Genomic DNA, 8,281 nt, shown 5'->3' with positions numbered 1-8,281 from the left:
CCAGCCGGGCGGCGCTGGGGCGGCCGCCGGGGGGGGGGGCGCGAATCAGTTGCAACCCCCCCCCGGGGGGGAAACCGTTGACTTGGGGGGGGGGGGGGCCGCGTAAGTGGCGCGCCGCGCCACCGCCCTATCGACCAATCAACAGGGAGGAGAGGAAGATGATTTTCAAGGCCACGATGAAAGGTGCCCTTGCGGCGCTTGCCACCGTCTCGATGCTGGCGCTTCCGGGCGGCGCTCGGGCGGACTACCCGGAAAAACCCATCGAGATGACCATCCTGTTCGGAGGCACCGCGAACACCATCGCGCAGCTTCTGGCCGAGTTGATGTCGCAGGAACTGCCCGAGCCGGTGGTGCCGGTCAGCCGCCCCGGCGGCGGCGGCGCGGTGGGCTACAGCCATGTCGCGGCGGCGCGCCCCGATGGCTACCAGCTGGTGTGGAATTCCAACTCCATCAACACCGTCACCCATACCGGCCGCGTGCCGTTCGACTATACCGCCTTTGCCCCGATCGCGCGGATCTCGGTCGAGACCCCGGCGCTTGGGGTCAATTCCGATCGCGGCTGGGCGTCGCTTGATGATCTCAAGGCCGCGGCGATGGCGGGCAAGCCGCTCAAGGTCGGGATTTCGGGCAAGGGATCGTTCACCCATCTGGTGTCGGCGGCGCTGTTCGATGCCATGGGGATCGCTGACAAGGTCATGTATATCTCCTACGGCGACGGCAAGGCGCCGGTCGAGCTGATGGCGGGGCGCATCGACGCCGCGATCCAGTGGCCGGGTCAGTTCTCTTCCTACATGCAGAGCGGCGAGCTGAAGGTGCTTGCGGTCACCGGGGCCGAGCGCATCGAGGCGCTGCCCGACGTGCCCACCGCCGCCGAACAGGGCGTCGATGTCGATATCACCATGTGGCGCGGTCTTGCCGCCCCCGCGGGCACCCCTGATGACGTGATTGCCGCGCTTGCCAAGGCCGCACAGGCCGCCACCCAGACCGAACAGTTCAAGGCGGCCACCGGCACGCTGGGCTTTACCGCCGCCTATATGGGGCCGGAACAGTTCGGTGCGCTGATCAAGCAGGACGACGAGTTCTACGGCGCGCTGCTGGGCGAGCTTGGCATGGGCATGTGAGCGGGCAGGGGGACTGGACAGATGACTGACAGACACAAGGACCTGATCTTCGGAGGGCTGCTTCTGGGCCTCGGGCTGACATGGACCGGGCTGGTCTGGTCGACCATCCCCCCGGCCTTCGATGCCTACAGCATCGGCCCGCGCGCCTTTCCTCTGACGCTTGGGTTCATTCTGGTCGGGCTTTGCATGGTGCTGCTGGTGCACCGTGCGGCCCGCGAACATGACAACAGCGGTACCGACGTGCCCGCCGAAACGGATACGGCGCTGAGCCGCCGCATCATGTGGCTGCCACTGGCGCTGATCACCGTGGAAATCTGCGCCTATGGCTATTTGCTCGACAAGATCGGTTTCCTGCTCGCGACGCCGCTGGTGATCCTTGCGATCCTCGCTTTGAACCTGCGCTGCGGCAAGCCGAAGGTGCTTGTCGGGATGGCGCTGGGCGTGACCGTGGGCTGCTGGCTGATCTTCGATAAGCTCATGGGCATCCACCTGGCCAGCGGCAGCTGGATCAACCTCGGATAGGCCAATCATGGATATGTTTCTTCACGCGGCAATGCTCGCGCTCGACCCCTGGGCCATCGGAGCGGTTGGCCTTGGGACGCTGGTAGGGCTGATCTTTGGCTCGATCCCCGGTCTGACATTCACCGTGGCGCTGGCGCTGGCGCTTCCCATCACCTTTTCGATGGACAGCGTGCCGGCTATCGGCCTGCTGCTTGGCACCTATATCGGCGGCATGACCGGGGGATCGGTCTCTGCCATACTGCTGGGTATCCCCGGCACACCATCCGCCGCCGCCACCGTGCTTGACGGCTACCCGATGACCAAGAAGGGCGAGGCGTCGATTGCCCTTGGCACGGCGGTCATTGCGTCGGTCTTTGGCGGGATGTTCTCGCTGATCGTGATGATCGTCTCGGTGAACCTTGTTTCGAAACTGGCCATCGGCTTTGGTCCGGCCGAGATCTTTGCCCTCGTGGTGTTCGGCCTGTCGACGATCTGCGGGCTGTGCGGCGGCTCGATGCTCAAGGGGCTGATCTCCGGGGTGCTCGGGCTGATGATCATGACCGTCGGACTGGACCAGATGGAAGGCGTGCCGCGCATGACCTTTGGTTCGGTGAACCTGCTGCAGGGGGTGAACCTGCTGGTGGCGATGATCGGCCTGTTCGCGGTGCCCTTCATCATCGAGGCCTGCTCGGGCCATATGGAGACCAAGCACAAGCGCATGGTCCGGGTACGGGCGGAACTGCCGTCGATCCGGCTGCTGCTGGGGCGGTTCTGGCTGATGCTGCGCTGCTCGGTGCTGGGCACCGGCATCGGGGCGATCCCCGGCACCGGCGGCGCCATCGCTTCGTTTCTGGCCTATGATCACGCCCGGCGCACATCCAAGACCAAGGATCGCTTCGGCAAGGGAGAGCTGGACGGCGTCATCGCCCCCGAGGCGGCCAACAATGCCGTGACCGGCGGCACGCTGATCCCGCTGCTGTCGCTGGGCATTCCGGGCGATCCGGCCACGGCCATCGTGCTGGCGGGGCTGATGATCCACGGCATCACGCCGGGGCCGGCGCTGTTCATGAACCACGCCACCGAAGTCTACGGCATGTATGTCGCGGTGGCCGTCGCCTATGTCTGGGTGCTGGGGCTGCAACTGCTGGGCATCCGCCTGTTCGTCCATGTGCTGAAGATCCCGCGCGATCTGCTGGCCATCGGGGTGCTGGTGCTTTGCGTCATCGGGGCGTGGTCGGTGCGCAACTCGGTCTTCGACATCTACGCCATGGCGGCGATCGGGGGGCTGGCCTACCTGTTCATCGCGCTCGAGGTGCCGATCACGCCGATCATCCTTGGCATGGTGCTTGGCCCGACCATCGAAAACGAGTTCCGCACCGCCATGATGCTGTCGGGCGGCAGCTGGGACATCATCTTCACCTCTCCGCTCGCCATGATCTTCCTCGGCCTCGCAGCGCTGATCATCGTCCTTCAGGCGATTTCTGAACTGCGGGTCCGGCGGTCCAACCAACAGAAGGTAAACGCATGATGCTGGACAAGAATGACATGCCCGCCGCCGAGGCCACGCGCAGCCGCGCCATCCGCCTTGCCTCAGAAGAGTTCGACACCGCCTTTCCCGGGCAGGGCGTGCTTGAGCTGACGCTGTCCGAGGCGCTGGTGGTGGCGCTGATGAAGCAGGGAGTGCGCACCTATTTTGCCATCTTCGGCCATGGCTCGACCGATCTGGGCGAGGTGCTGCGGGTCTATCACGAGGAAGGTGCGGTGCAGGTGATCAACTGCCGCAACGAGGTCGAGATGGCCCATGCCGCCACCGCCCATGCCTGGGTCACCGGGCAGACGCCCGCGGTGGTGACCTCGATCGGGCCGGGGGGCTTGCAGGCCATGGCGGGCTCGCTGGCGGCGGCGTCGAATGGTGTGGGAGTGTATCACATCTACGGCGACGAGACGACGCGGGGCGAGGGCTACAACATGCAGCAGGTGCCCAAGCCGCAGCAGGGGGTGTTTGGCCAGATCGGCGCGCTGATGGGGCAGGCCTATACCTTGCATACCCCCGGCGCGTTGCGCGAATGCATGCGGCGCGGCACGGCGTGCGTGCATCATCCCTACAAGGCGGGGCCGTTCTATATCCTGCTGCCGATCAACACCCAGCCGGCGCTGACGCAGCTCAACCTTGCCACGCTGCCCGGCAAGCAGGACGTACCGCCGGTCGTCCCGGTGGGCGCGGCTCTGAGTGAGGCGGCAGCGTTGATCCGGGGCGGCACGCGCGCGGTGATCAAGGCCGGGGGCGGCTGCCGCAAACATTCCGAGGCGCTGCGCCGCTTTGCCTGCACCATCGGCGCGCCGGTGGTGCTGTCTCCGGGATCAACCGGGGTTATGATGGACGGGCATGTGCAGAACATGCATGTCGGCGGCTCCAAGGGATCGATCAGCGGCAATTTCGCCATGCAGGGGGCCGAGCTGGTGATCATCGTCGGCTCGCGCGGGGTCTGTCAGGCGGATTGCTCGGGGATCGGCTATCCCAACGCTAGGGCGGTGATCAATATCAACGGCGATCTTGATGATCTGACCCATTACGCCCGCACCACAGCGCTGCCCGGCGATATCTCGGCGGTGCTGACCGCGCTGCTGTCTGCGCTGGGCAAGGACACCGGGCGCGATGCCCGCAGAAACTGGCTGCGCGATTGCGAGGCGAAAAAGGCCGAGTGGACCGCCTTCAAGGCTGCCCGCATTTCCGGTGCGCCCATCGCCGATGCGGTGTGGAAAACCCCGGTGCTGACCCAGCCCGCCGCCATCCACGCCGTTGCAAGCTTTGCCAAGGCGAAGGGCGCGGTGAAGTTTTTCGATGCGGGCGATGTGCAGGCCAATGGCTTTCAGATCGTCGAAGACGACAGTCCGACCGAGACCGTCACCGAAACCGGGGCGTCTTATATGGGCTTTGCCGCCTCGGCGCTGCTGGGGCTGGCCGGGGTCAAAGACGCGCCCTATGGCGTCGCCTTCACTGGCGATGGCTCGTTCGTGATGAACCCGCAGGTGCTGATCGATGCGGTGGAACATGGCGTGCGCGGCATGATCGCGCTGTTCGACAACCGGCGCATGGCGGCGATCACCGATCTTCAGCTCGCCCAGTACGGGCGCGCGTTCAAGACCAACGACAGCGTAGCGGTCGATTATGTCGCGATGGCGGGGGCGGTGAGCGGCGTCAAGGCGATCTGGGGGGGCACCAGCCGCGAAGAACTGGACGCGGCGCTAAAGGCGGGGTTCGCCCATGACGGGCTGAGCCTGCTGCACATCCCCGTCTATGCCGGGCGCGATCCGCTCGCGGGCATGGGGGCCTATGGAAACTGGAACGTCGGCAACTGGGTCGAAGACGTGCAGGCGAAATACCTGCACGCCACGATCTGAGCCACGGGAGAAAAGCATGTATCACGATCTGAAGCTGTATATCGGCGGCGACTGGCGTCCCGCCTCTGACAATGGCACCAAGCCGGTCACCGATCCCGCCACCGAGGATGCGCTAGGCCTGATCGCCGTCGCCACCGAGGCCGATGTTGCCGACGCGCTGAATGCCGCGCAGGCGGGGTTCAAGGCCTGGCGCGCCACCGGCCCGTGGGAGCGCGGGGCAAAGCTGCGCCGGGTTGCCGAGATCCTGCGCGCCGATGCCGACCGCATTGCCATGCTGATGTCGCTTGAAACCGGCAAGCCGCTGGCCGAGGCCAAGGGCGAGACCAATGCCGCCGCCGATCAATTTGAATGGTACGCCGAAGAGACCAAGCGTATCTACGGCCAGACCATCGAAAGCCGCACGCCCGACAGCCGGATGCAGGTGATCTATCAACCGGTGGGTGTTGTCGCGGCCTTCAGCGCGTGGAATTTCCCGGCGCTGCTGCCTGCCCGCAAGATCGCCGCCGCGCTGGGCGCGGGCTGTGCCATCATCGTGAAACCGGCGGGGGAAACCCCGGCTTCTTGCGCGGCGCTGGTGCAGGCCTGCCACGATGCGGGCATCCCGGCGGGGGCGGTCAACATGGTCACTGGCCATTCCGGGGCCATCGCGGCGCAGCTCATCGGCTCTCCCATCGTGCGCAAGGTGTCCGTCACCGGCTCTGTGCCCATCGGCAAGGAGATCCTGCGCCTTGCCGCCGATGGCGTGAAGAAGGTGACGATGGAGCTGGGCGGCCACGGCCCGGTGCTGGTGTTCAACGACTTTGATGCCATCGCTGCCGCCGAGACCTGCGCCACCACCAAGTTCCGCAACTGCGGGCAGGTCTGTATCTCGCCCACCCGCTTTTACGTGCACGAGGCCAGCTACGAGGCGTTTTCCACCCGCTTTGCCGAGGTGGCAAAATCGCTGAAGATCGGGCGCGGCACGGATGATGGCGTACAGGTCGGCCCGATGGCCAACCGGCGCGGGCTGGAGACCATCCGCCGCATGACGCAGGACGCGCTGGACAAGGGCGCGCAGCTGCTGGCGGGCGGCGGTACCCCTGCGGGCGCCAACAAGGGGTTTTTCATCGAGCCCACCGTGCTGGGGCGAGTGCCCGACGATGCGCTGGTGATGACCGAAGAACCCTTTGGCCCCATCGCCCCGATCACCACCTTTCGCGACTATGACGAGGTGATCGCCCGCGCCAATGCGCTGCCCTTTGGCCTTGCGGGCTATGTGTTCTCGAACGATCTGCGCATCGCGACGCGGGCCTCCGAGGATCTTGAATGCGGCATGATCGGCGTCAACGAGATGCTGCTGGCCACCGCCGAGGCCCCCTTTGGCGGCATCAAGGAAAGCGGCATGGGCCGCGAAGGCGGCGCGCTGGGCATCAAGGATTACCTCGATGCCAAATACATTCGCACCAAACTGGGAGCCATCGCATGAGCGACAAAGAACAGGGCCTGTCGCGCGGGCTGACCAATTACGGCGACCGGGATTTCTCGGTCTACCTGCGCAACAGCTTTGCCTCTTCCATGGGCTACAGCCGCGACATGCTGAAACGCCCCATCGTCGGCATCGCCAACAGCTTTTCGGGATTCAACAACTGCCACCGGCATTTCCCCGAACTGCTCGACGCGGTGAAACGCGGGGTGCTGATGGAAGGCGGGCTGCCGATCGAATTCCCCACCATTTCATTGGGCGAGGTGTTCCTGTCGCCGACCTCGCTCAAATTCCGCAACCTGATGTCGATGGACACCGAGGAAATGGTGCGCGCCCAGCCGATGGATGCGGTGGTGCTGATGGGCGGCTGTGACAAAACGGTGCCAGCGCAGCTGATGGGGGCGGCCTCCGCTGATCTGCCGGCGGTGCAACTGGTGGCGGGGCCGATGATGACCTCGCGCTATCAGGAAGAACGTCTGGGCGCCTGCACCGATTGCCGCCGCTTCTGGTCGAAATACCGCGCCAAGGAGGTCACGACCGAACAGATCAACGACATCGAGGGGCGGCTTGCCACCACCTCGGGCACTTGCGCGGTGATGGGCACCGCCTCCACCATGGCCTGCATCGCCGAAACGTTGGGCATGTCGCTGCCGGGCACGGCGGCGATCCCGGCGGTGCACGCCGACCGTCTGCGCGCGGGCGAGGAATCGGGGCGCGCCGCTGCCCGGATGATCCTGAACCCGATCAAACCGTCGCAGGTGATGACCGAAAAATCGGTGGAAAACGCGCTGCGGGTGTTGCTGGCGCTGGGGGGCTCGACCAACGCCATCATTCACCTGACGGCGGTGGCGCGCCGCCTTGGCATCCCGGTGTCGCTGCAAAAGCTCAACGAGCTGTCCGATACCACGCCGGTGCTGGTGAACCTCAAACCGGTGGGCAGCAATTACATGGAAGATTTCTTCTTTGCGGGCGGCGTCGGCGCGGTGCTGCGCGAGCTGAAACCGCTGCTGCATCTCGATACGCTGTCGATCACCGGCCAGACGCTGGGCGACCGGCTGGAGCAGGACGAAGGCTGGGTGGATCGCCGGGTGATCGCCAAGGCCTCCGAGCCGCTGGAACCGCAGGGCGGGCTGGTGGCGCTGTTCGGCAATCTTGCGCCGCGCGGGGCGATCCTCAAACGCTCTGCCGCCGACAAGACGCTGTTCGAAAAAGAGGGGCGGGCGGTGGTGTTCACCTCGCTGGCCGATCTTGCAGCGCGGGTCGATGACCCGGATCTGGACATCACCAAGGACGATTTCATGGTGCTGCAGAACGCTGGCCCCAAAAGCGAATCCGGCATGCCCGAGGCGGGCTATCTGCCGCTGCCGCGCAAGATCGCCGAGCAGGGCGTCAAGGACATGGTGCGCATTTCCGATGCCCGCATGTCGGGCACGGCCTTTGGCACCATTGTGTTGCATGTCGCGCCCGAGGCCTCGGTCGGTGGGCCGCTGGCGCTGGTGCGCAACGGCGATCGCATCAAGCTGTCGGTCAAGGAGCGGCGCATCGAGCTACTGGTCGATGATGCCGAATTGGAAAGCCGCCGCGCCGAGTGGGTCAGCGACAACGTGCCGCCCGAGCAGCGGCGCGGCTATGACCGGCTTTATGCATCCGAGGTGATGCAGGCGGATGAGGGCTGCGATTTCGCCTTTCTCGGGCCGGTGGACTGAAGGGACAGAGCATGAAGATAGGGACGCCGAAGGAGCTAGTGCCTGGTGAGAACCGGGTAGCGCTGACGCCGGAGTCGGCGCGTGCGTTG

General features: G+C 65.6%; 6 protein-coding genes. All 6 read left to right on the top strand.

The window, feature by feature from the left end; all coding sequences use genetic code 11:
* Positions 1-158: 158 nt before the first annotated feature.
* Genes Q4543_RS23260 through Q4543_RS23235 form a run of 6 tightly spaced genes read left to right on the top strand, consistent with a single transcriptional unit; the run spans position 159 to position 8,192 of the window.
* Positions 159-1,121 carry a tripartite tricarboxylate transporter substrate binding protein gene (locus Q4543_RS23260; RefSeq protein WP_303442318.1) on the top strand — a complete coding sequence of 321 codons (963 nt, stop codon included), beginning with the start codon at positions 159-161 and terminating at the stop codon, positions 1,119-1,121.
* Between the two features lie 21 nt (positions 1,122-1,142).
* Positions 1,143-1,643 carry a tripartite tricarboxylate transporter TctB family protein gene (locus Q4543_RS23255; RefSeq protein WP_303442315.1) on the top strand — a complete coding sequence of 167 codons (501 nt, stop codon included), beginning with the start codon at positions 1,143-1,145 and terminating at the stop codon, positions 1,641-1,643.
* Positions 1,644-1,650: 7 nt separating this feature from the next.
* The gene (locus tag Q4543_RS23250; RefSeq protein ID WP_303442312.1) at positions 1,651-3,150 is read left to right on the top strand and encodes a tripartite tricarboxylate transporter permease; all 1,500 of its coding nucleotides are present in this window, start codon (positions 1,651-1,653) and stop codon (positions 3,148-3,150) included.
* Positions 3,147-5,024 (top strand): thiamine pyrophosphate-dependent enzyme, encoded by a 1,878-nt coding sequence (locus Q4543_RS23245; RefSeq protein WP_303442309.1) that lies wholly within the window; start codon positions 3,147-3,149, stop codon positions 5,022-5,024. Before Q4543_RS23250 ends, Q4543_RS23245 begins: the two co-directional genes overlap by 4 nt.
* Positions 5,025-5,040: 16 nt before the next feature.
* A complete protein-coding gene (locus Q4543_RS23240) occupies positions 5,041-6,489 on the top strand; it encodes an NAD-dependent succinate-semialdehyde dehydrogenase (protein WP_303442306.1) in 1,449 nt (482 codons plus the stop codon).
* Positions 6,486-8,192, top strand: a complete 1,707-nt coding sequence (locus Q4543_RS23235) for a dihydroxy-acid dehydratase (protein ID WP_303442303.1) — start codon at positions 6,486-6,488, stop codon at positions 8,190-8,192. The genes Q4543_RS23240 and Q4543_RS23235 overlap by 4 nt, the downstream gene beginning before the upstream one ends.
* The last annotated feature ends 89 nt before the right edge of the window (positions 8,193-8,281 follow it).

This window comes from Salipiger sp. 1_MG-2023, from assembly GCF_030547555.1.
Taxonomy (GTDB): Bacteria; Pseudomonadota; Alphaproteobacteria; order Rhodobacterales; family Rhodobacteraceae; genus Salipiger.
The sequence above is the reverse complement of the archived record's forward strand: the minus strand, read 5'-3'. Positions and strand labels throughout refer to the sequence as shown.